The sequence below is a fragment of the Parabacteroides johnsonii DSM 18315 genome, from assembly GCF_025151045.1.
GTDB classification, from domain to species: domain Bacteria; phylum Bacteroidota; class Bacteroidia; order Bacteroidales; family Tannerellaceae; genus Parabacteroides; species Parabacteroides johnsonii.
The window spans coordinates 1288721-1306759 of record NZ_CP102285.1 but is presented as its reverse complement, the minus strand read 5'-3'; the positions used below and the strand labels follow the sequence as shown (position 1 = coordinate 1306759).

General features: G+C 51.4%; 25 protein-coding genes and 1 pseudogene. 10 read left to right on the top strand and 16 right to left on the bottom strand.

Annotated features, from left to right (window positions below):
• Positions 1 to 59 precede the first annotated feature (59 nt).
• Together NQ564_RS05345 and NQ564_RS05340 are read right to left on the bottom strand one after the other, a co-directional pair.
• Positions 60 to 1265 (bottom strand): DUF418 domain-containing protein, encoded by a 1206-nt coding sequence (locus NQ564_RS05345; RefSeq protein ID WP_039848137.1) that lies wholly within the window; start codon positions 1263 to 1265, stop codon positions 60 to 62.
• A 266-nt stretch (positions 1266 to 1531) separates the two neighbouring features.
• Complete coding sequence (locus NQ564_RS05340) at positions 1532 to 1987, bottom strand: DUF6078 family protein (RefSeq protein WP_008148403.1); 456 nt, start codon at positions 1985 to 1987, stop codon at positions 1532 to 1534.
• A 126-nt stretch (positions 1988 to 2113) separates the two neighbouring features.
• Here NQ564_RS05340 and NQ564_RS05335 point away from each other — a divergent pair.
• From NQ564_RS05335 to NQ564_RS05290, 10 genes and pseudogenes are all read left to right on the top strand, one after another.
• Positions 2114 to 2325: pseudogene (locus tag NQ564_RS05335) on the top strand (type II toxin-antitoxin system YafQ family toxin); the annotation flags it as partial.
• Positions 2314 to 2418, top strand: a complete 105-nt coding sequence (locus NQ564_RS05330; protein WP_233441443.1) for a type II toxin-antitoxin system RelE/ParE family toxin — start codon at positions 2314 to 2316, stop codon at positions 2416 to 2418. The pseudogene NQ564_RS05335 and the gene NQ564_RS05330, both read left to right, overlap by 12 nt.
• 1028 nt (positions 2419 to 3446) lie before the next feature.
• Positions 3447 to 3662: a hypothetical protein gene (locus tag NQ564_RS05325; RefSeq protein WP_004291535.1), complete on the top strand. Its 216-nt coding sequence runs from the start codon at positions 3447 to 3449 to the stop codon at positions 3660 to 3662.
• An 11-nt stretch (positions 3663 to 3673) separates the two neighbouring features.
• Entirely contained in the window at positions 3674 to 3895 is a 222-nt protein-coding gene (locus tag NQ564_RS05320; RefSeq protein WP_004291534.1) for a hypothetical protein, read from the top strand.
• A gap of 13 nt (positions 3896 to 3908) precedes the next feature.
• Positions 3909 to 4325: a PcfK-like family protein gene (locus NQ564_RS05315; protein WP_004291533.1), complete on the top strand. Its 417-nt coding sequence runs from the start codon at positions 3909 to 3911 to the stop codon at positions 4323 to 4325.
• Entirely contained in the window at positions 4322 to 5653 is a 1332-nt protein-coding gene (locus tag NQ564_RS05310; RefSeq protein WP_004291532.1) for a PcfJ domain-containing protein, read from the top strand. The genes NQ564_RS05315 and NQ564_RS05310 overlap by 4 nt, the downstream gene beginning before the upstream one ends.
• Positions 5654 to 5677: 24 nt before the next feature.
• A complete protein-coding gene (locus NQ564_RS05305) occupies positions 5678 to 5935 on the top strand; it encodes a hypothetical protein (protein ID WP_004291531.1) in 258 nt (85 codons plus the stop codon).
• Positions 5936 to 5954: 19 nt separating this feature from the next.
• On the top strand, positions 5955 to 6188 hold the full coding sequence (locus NQ564_RS05300) for a DUF3873 domain-containing protein (protein WP_004304291.1): 234 nt from the start codon (positions 5955 to 5957) through the stop codon (positions 6186 to 6188).
• The gene (locus NQ564_RS05295) at positions 6185 to 6430 is read left to right on the top strand and encodes a DUF6956 domain-containing protein (protein ID WP_004291529.1); all 246 of its coding nucleotides are present in this window, start codon (positions 6185 to 6187) and stop codon (positions 6428 to 6430) included. Before NQ564_RS05300 ends, NQ564_RS05295 begins: the two co-directional genes overlap by 4 nt.
• Before the next feature lie 53 nt (positions 6431 to 6483).
• Positions 6484 to 6792 carry a hypothetical protein gene (locus NQ564_RS05290; RefSeq protein ID WP_004304290.1) on the top strand — a complete coding sequence of 103 codons (309 nt, stop codon included), beginning with the start codon at positions 6484 to 6486 and terminating at the stop codon, positions 6790 to 6792.
• Between the two features lie 33 nt (positions 6793 to 6825).
• Here the strand turns inward: NQ564_RS05290 and NQ564_RS19315 are convergent, their stop codons facing one another.
• From NQ564_RS19315 to NQ564_RS05220, 14 genes are all read right to left on the bottom strand, one after another.
• Positions 6826 to 7215, bottom strand: coding sequence for a hypothetical protein (locus NQ564_RS19315; RefSeq protein ID WP_004291527.1), 390 nt, complete (start codon positions 7213 to 7215; stop codon positions 6826 to 6828).
• 64 nt (positions 7216 to 7279) lie between these two features.
• Positions 7280 to 7807: a glycoside hydrolase family protein gene (locus NQ564_RS05280; protein ID WP_004291526.1), complete on the bottom strand. Its 528-nt coding sequence runs from the start codon at positions 7805 to 7807 to the stop codon at positions 7280 to 7282.
• Positions 7804 to 8307: a DUF3872 domain-containing protein gene (locus NQ564_RS05275; protein WP_004291525.1), complete on the bottom strand. Its 504-nt coding sequence runs from the start codon at positions 8305 to 8307 to the stop codon at positions 7804 to 7806. Before NQ564_RS05275 ends, NQ564_RS05280 begins: the two co-directional genes overlap by 4 nt.
• Positions 8304 to 9206, bottom strand: coding sequence for a toprim domain-containing protein (locus tag NQ564_RS05270; RefSeq protein WP_004291524.1), 903 nt, complete (start codon positions 9204 to 9206; stop codon positions 8304 to 8306). The genes NQ564_RS05275 and NQ564_RS05270 overlap by 4 nt, the downstream gene beginning before the upstream one ends.
• Before the next feature lie 7 nt (positions 9207 to 9213).
• The gene (locus tag NQ564_RS05265) at positions 9214 to 9789 is read right to left on the bottom strand and encodes a conjugal transfer protein TraO (RefSeq protein WP_004291523.1); all 576 of its coding nucleotides are present in this window, start codon (positions 9787 to 9789) and stop codon (positions 9214 to 9216) included.
• A gap of 2 nt (positions 9790 to 9791) precedes the next feature.
• Complete coding sequence (gene traN / locus NQ564_RS05260; protein WP_004291522.1) at positions 9792 to 10778, bottom strand: conjugative transposon protein TraN; 987 nt, start codon at positions 10776 to 10778, stop codon at positions 9792 to 9794.
• 34 nt (positions 10779 to 10812) lie between these two features.
• On the bottom strand, positions 10813 to 12165 hold the full coding sequence (traM, locus tag NQ564_RS05255) for a conjugative transposon protein TraM (protein ID WP_004291521.1): 1353 nt from the start codon (positions 12163 to 12165) through the stop codon (positions 10813 to 10815).
• Complete coding sequence (locus tag NQ564_RS05250) at positions 12146 to 12433, bottom strand: TraL conjugative transposon family protein (RefSeq protein WP_018697145.1); 288 nt, start codon at positions 12431 to 12433, stop codon at positions 12146 to 12148. The genes traM and NQ564_RS05250 overlap by 20 nt, the downstream gene beginning before the upstream one ends.
• Positions 12434 to 12460: 27 nt before the next feature.
• Positions 12461 to 13084, bottom strand: a complete 624-nt coding sequence (traK, locus tag NQ564_RS05245; protein ID WP_004291519.1) for a conjugative transposon protein TraK — start codon at positions 13082 to 13084, stop codon at positions 12461 to 12463.
• Between the two features lie 31 nt (positions 13085 to 13115).
• Positions 13116 to 14120, bottom strand: coding sequence for a conjugative transposon protein TraJ (gene traJ, locus NQ564_RS05240; protein WP_004291518.1), 1005 nt, complete (start codon positions 14118 to 14120; stop codon positions 13116 to 13118).
• Between the two features lie 3 nt (positions 14121 to 14123).
• Complete coding sequence (locus tag NQ564_RS05235; protein ID WP_004304283.1) at positions 14124 to 14753, bottom strand: DUF4141 domain-containing protein; 630 nt, start codon at positions 14751 to 14753, stop codon at positions 14124 to 14126.
• Positions 14754 to 14776: 23 nt separating this feature from the next.
• Positions 14777 to 15157 carry a DUF3876 domain-containing protein gene (locus tag NQ564_RS05230; protein ID WP_004291516.1) on the bottom strand — a complete coding sequence of 127 codons (381 nt, stop codon included), beginning with the start codon at positions 15155 to 15157 and terminating at the stop codon, positions 14777 to 14779.
• 40 nt (positions 15158 to 15197) lie between these two features.
• Positions 15198 to 17702 (bottom strand): TraG family conjugative transposon ATPase, encoded by a 2505-nt coding sequence (locus tag NQ564_RS05225; RefSeq protein WP_004291515.1) that lies wholly within the window; start codon positions 17700 to 17702, stop codon positions 15198 to 15200.
• Positions 17699 to 18031, bottom strand: coding sequence for a DUF4133 domain-containing protein (locus tag NQ564_RS05220; protein ID WP_004291514.1), 333 nt, complete (start codon positions 18029 to 18031; stop codon positions 17699 to 17701). Before NQ564_RS05220 ends, NQ564_RS05225 begins: the two co-directional genes overlap by 4 nt.
• Positions 18032 to 18039 lie beyond the last annotated feature (8 nt).

Here is an 18039-nt window from a genome sequence, read left to right as displayed (position 1 = left end):
ACTTTATCGATTGAATTTACAAATATAGGTCTTTTTCCTCAAAAAGCCACTCTAAACAATCACCTGAGCAACGGCTGCCATTTCAAATAAGTTCCGGTTCGCCACAACCATTCCATCGGACCATAGCGGAAGTTCTTCAGCCAATAATGACTCAGCACAATCTGCACACCCGTATAAACAAGGCAAACCAATACACTCAGAAAAACGCCCAGATGGCTCCAATCCAACCCGAAACCGGAAAAAATAAAGACACCGATCACAGACTGTACGATATAATTCGTCAACCCCATACGACCATAGCTGACTAACGGTGTCATCGCCTGCTGCACCTTTCGAAAACGATATGCCTCTATCACGACAACCACCCATAAATAAGCCGTCAGTAAGTTAATCAGATTGGTCACGGTCGATCCCATCCACGCGTTAAAAGAGACTTCGCGCCAAGACACAGGCGCGAGGTAAGACTGTATCATATATAATAGTCCCAATCCTATAAGAGCCAACAGCCCTCCGCGGTTCAGCCGGCTGCGAAACTCGTCCAAGCGTTCGAACAGACGGATACGCCCTACGATGAACCCTAAGACAAAAAGTCCCAAAGTCAGATAGATACGACCACTGGAGAACTGGAACCTCATTTTCCCGACTACCCCGTCCCAAGCATTGTTCGAGACCATTTCGGAAAGAGTCGGTGCCTGGCGGGGAGCAGCCGGACGGGAGACCGCTCTTTCGGGTACACGCTCTACCTGTTCCGTCGCCGGAGTTGTCAGACTCTTATAGGCTACAGGAACAAGCGTGGCACCTCCCAGAAAGAGGAACAGCGTGATCCCGGCCAGCAGCTTGGTCGGCCATTTATACATCAACACCAAAAGGAAGCCCAGCAACGCATATATCAGCAGGATGTCCACCCGGACAAACAAGCCGTGCAAATAGCCGATGGCCAACAACAACACCAATCTCCACAGAAAGCGAGGACGGAAATCTACCCCTTTTTTGGCCGCCCGATCCATCTGGATAAAGAAACTCAAGCCGAACAGACAAGAGAAAATAATGAAAAACTTCCCGAAAACAAGATAGTTGATACACCATCTGAAAATTTCGTTCATCGTTCCCTCCCACGGGAACATTTCCTGAGGCGTCATCGTCCCCATAGCTCCGAAATGTTGCATAGAATGAATCAGGCAAATACCGATAAGAGAAAAACCACGCAAGGCATCAATCACTGTAATACGCCCTCCGGAAGTCAGCACTGTTTTTGTTGTTTCCATATTTTCAAATTTCTGATTTGATTTTTGTTCGTTTTCTTTCGGGAACAAAATTACAGGGCTTCATTCATACAAAAAGGATACAAATTACGGTTTTATGGATACTTTTTACTGTGGAACGACTTTTATCAAAATACACGAGGTAGGTTCTCTTTAGAAACACCAAAATGTTTCACCTTTCTCCAAACAGTGAAAATAAATTTTCCACCGCATGAAAATTTATTTTCCCGCTATAGAAAATTTATTTTCATGCGGTGGAAACTACTTTTTCATGCAATGGTATCAGAATAGCGTTCCCAACCGAAATTTTCTTCATACCGGTCGAAGACTGGTTCCTCTTCGATACCGTATTGACGGAGCAGGTCACGTACATACTGCTGGTCTTCGGGAGTAAAACGACGCTCCTTGCGCGTTAAGCGGTAAAAATGAGTAGTCCCGAAATATTCCCGCATCTCCCGCCGTATTTCTTTTGCCTGGCGATAAGGGACATTATCCAGCAAATGCTCCATACCATAGGCGTTTTTCAACGGACTGTCGTCCATGAATCCGGAACAATCACCATCGGGAACAACACGGTCCGGGTTGACCACCTTCACCGCCCAGCGTTCTTTCGGAATATACCGCGAAGCCTGATAGCGCAGACAGGTGGAAGCATGCAAGCATTTCCCATTAAAACAGAGTGCAAAATCGTTCGGAACCAAAGAATAATCTAATTTGTTTAACATGGTATTAATGTATTGATATTATACAAAAGTACTCACAGATCCGGCGGAAAGCAAACATTTATGCCCAAAAGAAACCTTACCGTAACAAATAAGTCTCTTTTTCCATTATCTTGATAAAGTAAAAAAATGAAATACACACTCGAATTTACCCATCAATATCTAAAAGACCTTAAACAGGCTCGTCGACGACAGTTAGATGAATCAAAACTTAACGAGATTATTCTCCTATTAATGAATGATAAAAAATTACCTGCTAAAAATAAAGATCACGCACTAAAAGGGGACTACAGAAGTGTCGTGAATGCCATATAACTCCGGGTTGGCTATTGATCTACAAACGAGACGAAGGACGACTCATATTAGCCTTGGTTCGGAATGGATCACATAGCGACTTGTTTTTAAGACGCAGGAGAAACAACATTGTAAATTAATTCGTATGTTTGCAGACAGAAGTTACGAAAAGAGTGTAATTTATTGGAAATGAGCGTAGGTTAATTGCTCTTGATAGTAATAGGTTACGATTTAGTTAGTTATCTACTGCATTATCCTTCTGCGCGTTGCGTAACCTTCAAAGAACTCTTCGTATGCAAAAGTAGCTATTTAATTCGAGATTTTGATATAAACTCCCGTTTTTTATCCCCTCATTCATAAGAATTTTCCGTAAAAGCGGTATTGTCCGTCGGCACACCATTGCCCAAAACGAGTTTGGAACAAACGTGTGCCGACTACCGCATAGCTGGAGAAAAGGGCATTGCCTCACGCCTAAACGATGTTTAGACAGATGAAGCAATGCCCCTTTCTTTTGCGCCTATGCCAAGAGGTGCTTTTACGGGTTTTCAAATGATTTTTCTTTTTTCGCTGTCTCTTTTGCCGGAAGCGGAAAGTGAATGCAGAGTGTGTCAGCCTGCCCCATGAATGAAACAGGCGCCCACACACAGCCGGACAAACCGGGAAGAATGATTGTTGCCACCCGGCTGAACAAGTTCCGTCGGATCGGAAACAATCATACTTCCTTTGTTGTGGTTTGCCCTTTTCACGCTTCCGGTGATGTCTTTTTCCTTTTGGTGATTCTTTTTTTTACGGATTTTCCCCTGAAGTTTTTTTCTACACAATCTGCCTCTGTTTTCGTTTACCTCCATTTTGCGCCTTTCAGTAAGCCGCATCAGTCAGTCATTTTCGTTCTGGGCGCAAAGGTAATTCCGGGATTGGACGGGAAAGCAAGGTCAAGCCTCCTGTTTTCGGTAAAAATCTCCAGCCCTGCGGGTAGTATTTTGACCGAAAAACCTTGCATTCCCTAATCCCTACCTTTTCAAGCACCCGAAACGAAAACGACCGATGCGACAGAAAGACGCATAAAAAAAATGTCGGATAAACGAGAGGCAGATAAGATAGTTTGAAACTCAACTCCCTCAGCTCTTGAATCCGCATTAAAAACAAAAAAATCAAAAACAGCGAAGATATGACGGCAACGGCAAATTTCAGACAAATGGCGCAACACATCGGGTTGGCGATATGCGGCTTGATGATGCGCACCGCCTTCGGGGTGTTCGGCATCCTTTGGGGCATCATCAGAGAGATTGTAAACGGAGTGTTCCGAGTGGCGATAGGTGTAATCGTGGCTATCCTTTCCACCATTGCCTTCTTTGGCTTCATCCTTTGGTTATTCACCCTTTAACCCTTACCGACATGGCAAAAAGAAACAGCAAGACGGCAGCGCAGCAGTGCAGATATTACGAGGTGGACAACATCTTCGTGTATATGGTGGAAACGTACATCAACGGCAATTTTGAAACTTTCCGAAGATTGTACCACGAACTGAACAAGGACGCACGGAGGGATTTCATGGACTTCCTTCTCAGCGAGGTAGAGCCGACCTATTGGAGAGAGATACTGAAACAGATAATCTAAAAATGACAGCGATATGAAAGGAACAGACCATTTCAAGAGAACGATATATATGTACTTGGAACAGCGTGCGGAGGAAGATGCGCTATTTGCAAAGAAGTACCGCAACCCTGCCAAGAACATGGACGAGTGCGTGACCCACATTCTGAACTATGTGCAGAAAAGCGGTTGCAACGGTTTCACGGACGGAGAGATATTCGGGCAAGCCATCCACTACTATGAGGAAAACGAGATAGAGGTGGGCAAACCGATGGACTGCCAAGTGGTTGTGAACCACGTTGTGAAACTCACGGCAGAGGAAAAGGCGGAGGCACGTCAGAACGCTGTCCGCAAATACCAAGAGGAGGAACTCCGCAAGTTGCAGAACCGCCACAGACCGTCAGCGAGAAAAGAAAACCAACCCCAACCCTCATTATTTGATTTAGGCTTATGAAACCGAAGACCAAGATACAGAAAGAGGTGGCAAGACTTTCCGCCAACCTTCGCCCCATATCAGCGACACAAATAGATTGGGCATACCGCCACTGCGTTGAGCATATCGGCTACCGCACCAAGAAAGGGAACATCACCTGTTCCGACTGCGGTCACGAGTGGCACAGCGACAGCGGACTATGCGACACCCTTGAAGGCTGCACCTGCCCCAAATGCCATGCCGAACTCAAAGTGCAGGACACACGCAGACGCATCTACAAGGAAACGCAGAATTTCAGCGTGATAACCACCTGCAAAGGGTATCAGGTAATCCGCGTGGCGCAGGTCAGATGCGAGAGCAGGAAAGGCGAACCGATGCGTTTCTACTGCCACGAGGTCGTGCAGCGTTGGATTTCACCCGACGGCAAGGTTACGGACATGGCGTTGCTCCGTGGCTTCCTTTTCTGCTATTGCGATGTGTGGGCATTAGGCAGCGATATGGAGGTAAGACCGCACAACAGCCTATACGATGATGTGGTGGCAAGAAGCTGTGCATATCCAAAGATGAGGATATTGCCCCAACTCAGACGTAACGGCTTCAAGGGCGATTTCCACGGCATCTCCCCCGTGCGTCTTTTCAAAGCCTTGCTTTCAGACCCAAGAATTGAAACCCTTATGAAAGGCGGTGAGATTGAGGTCATGAAACACTTTCTTTTCAATACCCGTACTGCCGATGAATGTTGGGCATCATATCTGATTGCCAAGCGTCACAAGTATCAGATAGACAACCTCTCAATGTGGTGCGACTATCTGCGTATGCTCAAAAAACTCGGTCAAGACCTCCGTAACCCGAAGAACATCTGTCCCGAAGATTTCATGGCGGCACACGACAACGCAACCCGAAAAATTGAAGCCATACACGAGAAGGAAAGAGCCGCAGAGCAACGCCGTTGGGAGATTGAAAGGCGTGAGCGTGAGCAACAGCGACAACTCCAACGAAAGAAAGATGCGGAGGATTTCATCGCCAACAAATCCAAATTCTTCGGCTTGGTAATCACGGACGAGGAAATAATCGTCAAGGTGCTTGAAAGCATAGACGAGTATTACAACGAGGGCAAGACGCAGGGCATCTGCGTGTTTGGCAGTGGATACTACAAGAAAGCCGACACCCTCATACTATCGGCAAGGATTGGCGATGAGATTATTGAAACCGTAGAGGTGGACTTGCGAACCCTCGAAGTGGTGCAGTGCCACGGCAAGCACAACCAGGACACCGAATATCACGAGCGCATCATAGACCTTGTGAACAAGAACGCCAACCTTATCCGTGAGCGGATGAAAGCGGCATAGCATAACCCCTAAAACAACATTGATATGGAAGTAAGAATTGAAAGTATGATTTGTGTGTGGGATGATGCAATCCCCACGATGTTCCTTGAATTTGTGAACCTCCTCACTCTCACAACGAGTGAGGGGGAATTGAGAAAGAGCGTAAAGGAGTTTGCCGAGAAGCACGAACTTGACAAGTTTTTCCTTTACGGCTTCGGCTCACACCATTTCTACCTGCACCAACGCTACACAAGCAACCCCGAAATGGTGATGAAGAACAGAGTTCTGTCAGTACATTTTTAACCATCTAAAAAGCAACATTATGACAACACGAATGACCATCAACGGAGTAAGCACCTGCGCGGAAGCAGGTACGGAGAAATACGAGCGTTTCCAATCGGGTATCGGAAGACGCAGGCGGACACTTGTGCAGTACGACTACCGCCACCCCATAGACAGAGAATTGTTCTCTTGTGTCAAACCCACGTTGGACGAGTGCCGAGCCGCACGGGACAAGTGGCTGAACGCAAAGAAGGGAAAGGAGGACAGACTATGAACACGACCTATCAAACGCTGATAGTCAAGTTCAGCGAACCTATCACGGCATTGGACGGTATCTTTGACGATACCGGAGCGTGGGGAACGGACACCCTCAAGGGGTGGATAGATGATTACGAAAGCACACGTTTCACCGCCACCGACAGCCATACGGCAGTCATCACGAGCGAGTACAATATGGAATGTGTGAAAGAGTGGCTACAACGGCAGACCCCCATTTCCGAAATGCGAGAATTTTGAACGGGATGGCGGTGTCCGCACCGCCAATACTTAAAACCCTAAAAACAAAAGATATGATAGCCAAGACGATATTACAGCAGATAGGCGGAAAACGCTTCACCGCCATGACAGGTAGCCGTGATTTCATAGATATGGGCAACGGCTTACGGATGAGCCTTGCAAGGAACAAAACAAGTGCCAACCGCCTTGACATCATCTATGACGAAGGGGCAGACCTCTACAATATGCGCTTCTACCGCAGGACGTTCAGCAAAAAGACCTTTGAGTGCAAGACAAAGGACATTGCCGTACACGAGGGTATCTATTTTGATATGCTGGAGGAAATGTTCACGATGGTGACGGGACTTTACACACGCTTTTGAGTGGCGGGGCGGCGAGAGCCGCCCTACTTTCTTTCAGTGAGCATGATGGCGGACAAAGAAAGTAGCAAAGAAACCTTTGTCCAATCTGCGATAACTAAAAAATCCGCAAGTAAAACTTGCGGAGGCTATATATTGGGTCGTTATTTTTTGGTGGAGGGGAATGATAATCTCGAACCGTTGAACTACACATTTCTGCTTCGTCTCCATTTCCCCCAACGATTTGATACGTTCAATCATTTTTGTTGTTCCTTTCTGAATTTTCCTAAATACTTTCTTCATAATTTCGCTATACTTTTTATGGTTAATAACTATGTTTTGTATTGCTCTCACAACACTTACAACTTGAAGTGTTATTTGGAAACCGATAGGCAAAAATGGCTCAACGATGTCAATTAACGAGAAAATCCTACGATAATCTATCAAGTGATAGAGCAAAAGACGTGCCAAGTTAAATATGGCACGTCTTTTGCCAGTTTTGTCAGTCCTTTTATGGGATATACAACAGCGCAAACTCCGCCTTTCTCCGTTTGAGCAGCATGGCGTGGCGTTTTCCTTTGTAGTTGCAGAAGGCTATATACTCACGGTAGATGTTCCTGTCACCAGCTTCCAGCTTCTTGATTAAGGTGCTTTTGGGGATTGTTTTGCTGCCTAACAGCTTCGCCGGTCCCACATTGTAAGCTAACGTGCCAAGCAAAATCGAATCAACCCCGAATTTACGGAACATGGCGACAAATTTGCGCAGGTCTTTCCGCAAAAGTTCATCCGCATCCCGTTTTGTCATGGTTCGTGCCGAATACTTCTCGTTTGGCAAAAGTTTGTGACCCCAACCGACGTATGGGTAGTGTTTTTCTGAGTGCCAGCCTTCAAAGTAGCGGCAGCATAAAAAAGCACGTTCCATAAGCGGCAGTCGGTAGATTGCCGCCTGCCCGTCCGTTCCCTCTTGGCGGCTGATCTGCGCGGACACAGAACAGACCGTCAGAAGTGAACAGAGCATTGTCATGAATACACGCATCATTTCAACAAGGGGCTGAAGTTGCCGATGGGAACGATGGTAAGATCGTCGTCCTTTACATTCCTGTTGTTGAAGTCAAATTCCAGTTCGTAGGAGTTGCTAAAGTTATCCTCCACCACCACGATGAAATTATGCGCCTCATCACCCGCCGCCGTGTAGTACAGGCGGAATTTTTCGTTCTCCAGCAGGTAGCGGTCGTTAGGCAGGAAGGTGATGCCGTTATCCATTTTGAGCGAGCCTTCCCCCTCGAACTGGAAATAGCGGATGGTATAGAGCGTACCCGAAAAGTCGCCCTCCTTTTTCAGTTCACAGCGGATTTCCACTGTCTGCCCCTTTACTACCTTGTTCGGCACGGGCATGACCTCCACCGTGAAGGGATAGGACTGCTGGATGTCCATGTCATCGTCACATGACACGAGGGTGAATGACATGGCGGCTATCAGGCATAACGCCACTGCCTTGAATATTGATGTTCTCTTGTTTCTGTTGTTCAGTATGTTCATTGTTCTTCGATTTTTAGATGGTTGTTTTTCTGTTTTTTCGTTGTCAGTTGCAGGTACTCGTTCAAGTCCTTGCAACCGTCATAGAGGGAGGAACGGTCGGTGACACGTTCCCCGTATCGCATGGTAAGTGCGGCAAGCGTCCGCCGTCCGGCTTCGTCACGGTCGAGGAAGCAGCCGATGCGCCCGTATCCGTCCAGCAATCCCGCCGCCTTCTCCACGTTGGCGACTGAGTTCAGCACAAGACAGTCAGCGTTACCGGTTACACCAAGCGTCACGGCAGAGAGAAAGTCCATGAAGCCCTCGAACACGAGGCACTCGTCAGCCGGGATGTCATTCGCCTTTACCAGTGATACAGACTTCGGAGGTATGCAACCCTTGAAATATCGGCTTCTGACTTCATAGCCACCTGCCATGTTCGGAAAGCCAACGGCAAAATACCGTTTCCCACGCACACCGTAGTTCAAGCGGCAGCAGTGACGGGATGCGATGGCGTAAGGGATGCCCCGTTCCTCTAAATACTCCGTCAGCAGTGAGCGGAGCAGCGGAGCGACCTCCACATCCTCAAAAACGGATTCGGTCGGCTTCGAGAGATAGACGGGCTTTTCCCATCCGGCAACCGTCATATTGGCGGCTTCCGCTATGAACTTCGCTTGCTTCATGAAGTCATCGCTTTGCAGAAACTCCCCGGCAAGCGTGAAGATGTCGCCGCCCTTGCCCAAACCGAAGTCGTACCAGAGCTGTTTCGCCACGTTCACACGGAAAGAGGATGTGCGCTCGCCCCTGTACGGGGCAAGATACCACAGCTCGTTACCGCTCCTTCTGACAGGCTCATGCCCCAGCCGTGCGAGAAAATCCGCAAGCGGCATCCTTCTGACAGCATCTATTTCCGTCCTTTCCATGCCCGTGTCAGTTGATGATGAACTTGATACCGACCCCGAACTGCGTGTGGAACTTCCGTGTGTCGCCACCCCAAAGGCAACGCTCCCGCAGGTTGGCAAGCAGGGCGATACGGTCTGCCACGTAACACTCCACATCGAGCGTCAGCGCACCGCCGTAGATGAAGGCGTCCCGGTCGTGCAGCGTGGAGCCGTCATGCAGCACCTTCTTCCCCCAATTTACCGCCTCATATCCGGCGAGAGCCGAAGCCCCGGCATAGACGAAAACAATCTTTCGGGCGTCCGACAGTATCTTGAAGTAATAGCCGCCCTCCGCCGTGAACTGCGCCACGGGTATCTTGGTGTCCTTGTAGGGATTGTTCTTCAACAGGTATTCGCCACCGAACACCCACTTGTTCCCCTTCTTCGTGTAGGTGGAGAGAGCCGCCCCGAAGCTGTACCCGCCGTCCTTGCCGCCGAGATTGAAGCCGTCCGCCATGTCCGCCCTCACCTCGATGCCCTGCATCTTCGGCAGACACCGCTGGGCGTGCGCCTGCCCTGTAAAAAGGGCAAGCGACGCGATGATTATTGCGATGTACTTTCTCATGGTCAGCGTACTTGAAGTTCGTTGATGGTACCCGCGCGTACCAAATCCTCGTTCTCAATCACGAAGGACTGGTGACGGCCGCCGTTCTTCTCGTTCAATTCCACCACGAGGCACTTGTCATCGGGGATGGTGAACTTCGCCATCGTGAAGACCGTGCGCTCGCTCTTTTTGCCCGGCACGAGGGTGGCGTAGTTCTGCGCGCGGAGCGGCAGAATAATCTGCTCCTGCACGGCAGTACGCTTCGCAACCTTCTTGTCCACGATTTTCCAAGTGATGTAGTCCACATCGAAAGGCACGTTGCTCTGGTTCTTTATCTCCGTGTGGAAATAAAGCAAGCCGTTGTGCGTGTAGATGCCTTTCAACAGGTATTGGATGCCGAAACGCTTGCAGCCGATATGCTTCACCTCGCGCTTGTTCTGTTTGTGGATGGACTTCATGATAAGGCGCACCAGCATCGGGCTTTCGCTGCCCAGCTCTTTCAGATAGATTTCCTGCGCGTTGTTCGGGCGGTTCACCGTGCTGCCGTCATGGATGAAGTCGCACATCTCCACGTTGAGCAACAGCGGTTCGGCGGCGTACTTCACGTTGAAGGTGTAGAAACTGCCGTCCTCCGTGATGACGGACATATTCGTTTCGTTGGGAAAATTCCTTACGGTAGCCTTCACACGGATGATGTTCTCCGCTCCGTCGGCTTTCCCGGCAATCAGGTCGGGCGAGCCTAAATCGACATAGCGCACCTCCGCCGGAAAAATGACGTGGACGGTCTTGTCGTAGGTCACTTCCAGACCGTGCGGCGGTATCATGCGGTCGAAGGTCAGCTTGCGTGACAGCCCGTGATATAGGTCGCCGTCCGCCTCCTTCTGCGGATAGACCTCCTTCGTCAAGGTCGGTTGTTCACTTCCGTTGGTCGTTTCAACGGTTACATTCTCCTGCGCGTTGGCAGTTATGATGCCCATAGCGAGGGCAAACATGATGATTACTTTTCTCATTACTTTTGGATTTTAGTGGTAATTTTTATTGTTTTCAATATTTTTCTTGGTAAAGCATGACCCTGTACCCGGCTTTCAGATGCACCTTGACGGTTCGCATCTTTTTGGCGATGTACTGGCTCGTGCCTTGTATCAGCCCCTTGCCCAAGTCGGAGGCGAGCTGCGCCCCGGCATTGGTGGAGATGTTGATGCTGCTTCCCAGCGAGCCGCCCATGTTGGCGGCGACCTCCCGGACGGCGTTCATCTCCATCGAGTTCGGGATGAAGATGCCGGGCTGTCCGTCCGTGTCATAGACCGCAAGCTCCACGGGGATAATCGTGCCGTCGTATTCCAGCGAGGTAATCTCGATGTCGAGCCGCTCACCCTGTATCTTGCCCGTGCCGACCACCACCGCACCCCGGGGTATTGTCCTGCCTGCCACCGCCATAGGCTCCAGCAGGCGCAGCCTTACCGTCTGCCCGTCCGTCACGCTCTGCGCCCCATGCACGCACGCCGGTATGGTGTTCCTGTCCAATACCTCCGCCGTGCCGACAGCCGTGTTGAAACCCCGGTTGCGTTCCTGCGATAAGGCGGCGACAAACTCCGCGTTACTCATAGGCTGTGAGAGTGAAGAAACTACTTGATGCTCCACCTGTCTGATAGGCATTGCCTTGTTCTTCTTCCCTTTCTGCACGGTAGTTGGCTCTGCCCTCTGTTCCGCCGATGGCTGTCCTCCGTTCTGACCGCCCATGTACTTTGCCGCCAGCTCGTAGGACTTCTCCATAAGAGCCACCTGCTCGTCCATAGAGGAAGCCTTGCCCCTCTCGCTTTCCAGTTCCGACTCCAGCGATGCGATGCGCTCCAACAATTCGTCCATCTCCGCATTGTCGTTTTTCGGCTGGTCGTAGAAGTTTCCGAGCGTGGCGTTCAGGTCACGGTAGGCGGCTGCGGAGGACTGGATGGTCTGCGGCGTGGCTGGCTTTGCCCTTTCTTCCTTGCCGCCCGGATTGGCGAGGTCGAAGTCCACTCCGTTCTCCGTTCCCGCTATCTCGCGGTCGAACATGTCGCCCAGCTGCCCGATGGCACGGTTGCGGCTCTCCTGACGCTCTTCCATCTCCCCATGCTCGTAGGCTTTCAGCTTGTCGCCGATAATCTGCCGGTTCGCCTTGTCAGCGTCGGGCATCTCGGTGTTGTATCCGTCCGTTCCCGGCGGTTGCTCCTTGCCGGAGGACGGGGCGAATATCAGCCACATCGCCCCGATGAACACCAACACCATAGCGGGCAGCACGATCATCTTCTGCCGTTTCAGCCGTTGCGCCTCTGTCAGCGGTTCGCGCTCCTTTTTCGGTTTCCCCGTTTCGGGAGCAGCTTTGTTCTCTTTCGTCGGTTCATTCTTTGTCTGTTCCATATAAATAAGGTGTTAAGTGATTGCCTGTTTCCGCCGGGGTCGGCAGTTCCACCCGTCCGGCGTGTCCCGTTTCCATATGTGAGCCGTCGTTCCTGCCGATGTCATAGACGGCTCTGCCGAAGGTGTAAAGGGCAAGCACCGCGAAGGCGGCGAACATCCCCAGCACGATGCGGCGGCGTGTTTCCGGCGGCAAGCCGTCCAGATACCCTTTGAGACTTGCCGCCAAGCGTTTCCGTTTGTCGTGGAGTTTCCAATACATGCCCCACATTGATTTTCTGATACTTTTCATGTCCTGTTACCGTTTGATAGTCTGTAAATCCTTGTTCTCAATGATGGTGAAACCCTCGATGGTAAAACCGTTCGGGTTGTCATCCGACCGCGATGCGTTCAGCAGGCGGCAGGTGGTCACGAGGCTGCGCTCGGTGACGTTGCTCTGCCGGATGATTTTCTGTGTGGCGTAGGTCACGGCACGGTAGGGATAGGCGTTGAAGTCGCACACCACGCTGTCCACCTTCAGCACTTGGTTGATGTTCCCGGCGATGATGCGGTTGTAGTACCCCTTCTCCGCGAAGTCCGAATAATAGTGGTACACGCTCTTGTCCGCCAGCAGCAAGGCACGTTTCACGTTGTGTTCAATCGCGCTTTTTTCAGGTGATAGCGTGAAGAACATCTCGTGGAAACGGCGCACATGTTCCCGTGCCTCCGCCGGGCGGTTCTGCGACAAATCCTGAGACAAGGCGAGCATCAGGCTCTTGCCGTTGTCCAGCACATAGATTTTCTCCCGTTGCTTCTCTGCGAAACGGTAGGAGTTCCACACGCTCCACACCGTCACCACGGCGCACAGCGAGAGGAAGACGATACCGAACAGGCGTATCTGCCTGAACGACGATTCGATGTTTCTAAGTGATTTGAATTCCATTTATATTTTCCAATTTATGATTGCACATTGATTATTTCAGCAATTTGCCGACACGTCCGACTGCGTTTCCTGCGGCTGCACCCGCCACGCTGCCCGCCATGCTTCCGGCTCGTCCCGCCATCTGGTTCACGTTGCGACCGTAACCGCCCATGCCTCCGGCTTGGATAATCCAGCCCGCAACGGTGGGAATGGTAAAGTAGCCGATGATGCCGATGCAGAGGAATACGATATACACCCCGTCGCTCGAATCCAGCGAGAAGTTCGGGTCTGCCTGCATCCGCTCGATGTCGTTTTGCAGCATCAGAACCTGTATCTTCGCCAGTATGGTGCTGAACATGTCCGATACCGGTAGCCACAGATAGACCTGTATATAGCGGCATATCCACTGCGTGAGCGTGTTTTGGAAACCGTCCCATACCGACAGGGCGAAGGCTATCGGACCGAGAATCGCCAGCACCACGAGAAAGAAGGTGCGGACGGTGTCTATCACGAGGGCGGCGGCTTGGAACAGCAGTTCGAGTATCTCGCGGAAGAAGTCGCGGATGCTCTTCTTCATGTTGTACATTCCCCGGTCGATATACATTCCCGCCATCGTCACCATGTCGGAGGGCGACCAGCCGAGTTCCTCCAGTTGCTTGTCAAATTCCTCGTTGGACACGAGGTAGGCGGTTTCGGGGTTGCGTACCATCGCCTCGTATTCCAGTTTGTCCTTCTGCTCCCGGTATCGGTTCATGTCCAGCGTTTCCGCCTCCAGCATCTTTGCCGTGCCCTGTACGACGGGTGAGAGGATGCTGTTTATCGTGCCCAGCACCACAGTCGGGAAGAACATGATGCACAGACCGATGGCAAAAGGACGGAGCATCGGGAATACGTCTATCGGTTCAGCTCTCGCCAGCGACTGCCATACCCGGTAGGCGACGTAGAACAGCGCACCCAGCCCGGCGATGCCTTTCGCCACACCAGCCATGTCCCCACACAGCGGCATCATCTGCTCATAAAGTGAACGTAAAATCTGATGAAGGTTGTCGAACTTCATAGGCTACCAGTATCTTTCGTTCATGTTCCCGTACAGCCCCATGATGCGGTCGAGGTCGTTCTTCTTTTTCGCACGCAGGTAACTCACGGAGATGTTCTTGTTCGTGTAGTAGCTCACGAGGTTGCGGTAACGCTTCATCTTCGAGTGGCAGCGTTCCACCACGTCCATGCGCTCCTTGTCGGTCATGGAGAGCGTGGTGATGTTCACCACGTTCCTGAGTTCCGTCAACACTTCGTTGCTTTCCTCCAGCAGTTTCGTGTAGCCGAAAGCGATTGCGGAAAGCTCTTCGGGTCTGAAATTCCCGTCACGGAGCATCCGTTGGAAACTGTTCACATAGATGTCTGTGATGTCGCCCACCATCAGGATGGTCTGCTGCACCTTGCGGGCGTCCTTGACCAGATTGTTCACCGATTTGAGGGCATCGTAATACTTCTTGCCCTGCTGATAGATTTTCACCGTCTCCTGAAAGTTGCTCACCATGTTCGTGGCGGTCTTGGAGGTATGGATGATGTTTTTGGAGGCATTGATGATGCCCTGCGCTAGATTGCCCGGATCGCTTACGACCCACTGTGCGCTTGCCCTGCCCGCGAAAAGCAGGCACAGGCAGATAATCATTGTTATTCTTGTTCTCATGTTACTTTGGATTTTAGTGGTTGTTATTCTTCGGTCGGATGTCCCGGCTGCGGCTTCACCCGCACATAGTCCCCGTTTGGCGAGAAAGTCAGCACATCCGTGGCCTCGTTGTAGGACACGTCGATGCGGAAGCCGGTGTTCATGAACAGGTTGCCGTTCTCCTCCTGCAAGAGATAGGTTTCCGGCTTGAGCTTGCGGCGCAGACCGCTACGACGGAACACCGTCACTTTGTAGGCTTCGCCCTCCTTGTAGATAAGCACGTCAGGTTTTCCCTCCACGCTCTCCCAGTTCCCGCACAGCATGTCGCGGCGGTTGTCGGCCACGTCGCAGGATTGCAGCATCATGACCGCCAATCCGATAAGGCACTTGCTGACTTGCAGCATTTTCACTTTTGGTAAATTCATACGCGTTTTTCTTTTTTGGTTGATACATTCTGTTTTTTAGTTATTCCTTGTTTCTCCGCCTTTCGGCAAGCTGCCGGATGGCGGCTTCGATGTCGTCGCCCAGCTTCTCCGCCAGACGGTAAACCTCCACTTTTTCCGTTTCCTCGGTGGTGTACGCCAGATACTCTTCCGCGCTGACCTCCGTGGCATAGACCGCCGACTGCGTGCCGCCCAAGCCTATCCACACCTCCTTGTAGAGCCGTGAAGGGTTGTTCGCCATGTTGATGGAGAGTATCTGCGACTTCTCCTTTTCCGTCAGTCCGAGCAACGCCTGTATCTGGTCGAACTTGTTCATATATTTCCTTTGGTCAAGCAGGATTTTACAATCCGAGTTGTTGATAATGCTCTCTTTGACCACCGGAGAACTGATAATGTCGTCCACCTCCTGCGTCACCACGATTGCCTCGCCGTAATATTTTCTGACCGTCTTATACATATAGCGCAGATATTCAGCCATGTTCGCCGATGAGAGGGCCTTCCAAGCCTCTTCCACGATAAGCTGTTTCCGCACGCCTTTCAGCCGCCGCATCTTGTTGATGAAGGCTTCCATGATGATGATGGTCACGACGGGGAACAGTTCGCGGTTTTCTTTAATCGAATCTATCTCGAAGACGATGAACCGCTTGCCGAGCAGGTCGATGTTCTCCGTGGAGTTGAGCAGGAAATCGTAACGCCCGCCCCGGTAATACTGCCGCATGGTGGTGAGCATGTTGTCGATGTTGAAGTCGGACTTCTCCACCTTGATGTCACGCTGTGCCAGTTCCTTGCGGTAGTCGTCACGCATATACTCGTAGAAGGTGTTGAACGACGGCACGATGCTACGGTCGGATTGGATGCGCTCAATATAGGCACTCACGGCACTGCCCAGCTCGCCGCTCTCCGTCTTTGTCACCTTGTCGTCCTCCGACTTCCAGAGCGTCAGCAACAGGGTCTTGATGCTGTCCTTCTTCTCCACGTCGAAGATGTAATCGTCGGTGTAGAACGGGTTGAAGCTGATGGGCTTATCTTCCGTGTAGGTGAAATACACACCGTCCGCTCCGCCTGTCTTGCGTCGGATCATGCCGCACAAGCCCTGATAGGAGTTTCCCGTGTCCACCAATACCACATGTGCGCCTTGCTCATAATATTGGCGCACGAGGTGGTTCATGAAGAAAGACTTGCCGCTGCCCGAAGGACCCAGCACGAACTTGTTGCGGTTGGTCGTGATACCTCGCTTCATGGGCAGGTCGGAGATGTCAAGGTGCAGCGGTTTTCCCGTGAGCCTGTCCACCATCTTGATGCCGAAGGGCGAGAGCGAGCTGCGGTAGTTGGTTTCCTCTGTGAACAGGCACACCGCCTGTTCGATGAAGGTGTGGAAACTCTCTTCCGCCGGGAAGTCCGCCGCATTGCCGGGTATCGCCGCCCAGTAGAGTGTCGGGCAGTCGATGGTGTTGTGGCGCGGCACGCATTCCATGCTTGCCAACTGGCTGCCCACGTCGTTCTTGATATGCTTCAGTTCCTCCGCATCGTCGCTCCACGCCATGACGTTGAAGTGTGCCCGTACCGAGGTCAGTCCGTAGGAATGGGCTTCGTTCAGGTATTGGTCTATCCACTCGCGGTTGATGCTGTTGCTCCTTGAATAGCGAGATAGCGACTGCATGTTACGGGCGGACTTCTCGAACTTCTGCAAGGTTTCCTCACTGTTGTCTATCAGCACATACTGGTTGTAGATATGGTTGCAGGAGAGCAGAAGCCCCACCGGGGAGGCGAATGACAGTCGGCAGTCACTCCGGTCGGTGGAGAGCTTCTCGTAACGGGTGTCGGTAGCCACCTTGCCCGGCAGGTCTTCCGCGTCGGAGAGGGTGTGCAGACACAGGCGGTTGTCGCCGATGCGCATCTCCCTTGCCGAAAGCTCGATGTCCTGCAAGGTGGTGTCACCTTCCGGCATGAGCGAGAAGTAGCGTTCAATAAGTCCCGTCTTTCCCTCAGTACCCACAATCTCATCGGTGGAGAGGCGGCGCAGCCTGACAAGCCCGCTGTCGTTCATGATGCGCTCGAACTGTTCGCAGGCTTCCAAGAACTTGGTCGTGGTTTCCCTGTCCAGCTCCTTCGGGATGATATGTCCCCGGCACAGCGTGCTGAAATTGCTCTGCATCCGGTTACGCTCCTTTGTTGTCTTGGTCAGGTAGAGGTAGCAGGTGTGTTTCAGGTACGGACGCTCGTTGAAGTGACGCTCGAAAGAGCGGCTTAAAAAGCTCATGTCGTCCTTCTGAAGCTCCGGTTTGTAGCGTTCCTTGATGAACCAGTCCTGTTTGTGGACGACGGAGTAGTCCGGCAGCACCTTGATAGCCTTGCACCAGCAACTGTGTATCGCCTCGTACTCCGCACCCGTCACGGTGTAAAGTTCCGGTAGTTCCACCTCGAAAGCCACCGTGATGTCGGCGTCCTTTGAGATGATGCAGCCATGCTCCACCGCTAAAAGTGGGAACCTGTTTTCCAGTGTTGTCATTTTCGATGTATTCCTCATTGTCTTTCTTCCTTTCGTTGTCGTTTGAACAGACGGGTTATCCGCCGCCGGTTGATAAGGTATCGGGGATGGCTCCGTGCCGCTCCTAATTTCATCAGCCCGTGTTCACCGTACCGGGCGTTCAGCGCGAAGGTCTGCCATACAAGGAGGGAGGACGATGCCGCGCCGAAGCCGATACATATCCACTGGTCGATACCGACCATGTAGAGGATGACGAACAGGACGAAGAGAGCCAGCAGACCTCCGCAGAAGATGAAGAGGTACTGTGCCTTCAAGCCCTTGAACTCTACCGGACGGCCGATACCCTTGTTGATTGGGTATTCAGCCATACATTATT